Origin of the sequence: Mesorhizobium sp. M00.F.Ca.ET.216.01.1.1 (assembly GCF_004010325.2) — a bacterium.
Classification (GTDB): Bacteria; Pseudomonadota; Alphaproteobacteria; order Rhizobiales; family Rhizobiaceae; genus Mesorhizobium.
This window is the reverse complement of record NZ_SADR02000462.1, coordinates 1-300: the sequence shown is the minus strand read 5'-3', so window position 1 is coordinate 300 and position 300 is coordinate 1. Positions and strand designations below refer to the sequence as shown.

Below are 300 nucleotides of genomic sequence, written 5' to 3'. Positions count from 1 at the left end.
GATCATCGAAAGCGTGAATTCGTCGCTTTCGAAGATCGGAGGTCCGGCCGAACCTGAGACGCCGGCCCAGGCTCCCGCTGTCAATCCGAAGCGATCGGTCTTCCCCGACTACATCATCTGCCTCGAGGATGGCAAAAAATTCAAATCGCTGAAGCGCCATCTCAGCGTGGATTTCGGACTCACGCCCGAAGAGTACCGCGAGAAGTGGGGGCTGAAGCCGGACTATCCGATGGTGGCGCCGAACTACGCCGCCCAGCGGTCGACGTTGGCCAAGGCGGCTGGGCTCGGCCGGAATCCCGC

The 300-nt window shown here is 61.7% G+C and carries 1 protein-coding gene; it reads left to right on the top strand.

The window, feature by feature from the left end:
• A partial coding sequence (locus tag EN859_RS36965) for a MucR family transcriptional regulator (protein WP_135913733.1) occupies positions 1-300 on the top strand: 300 nt, incomplete at both ends.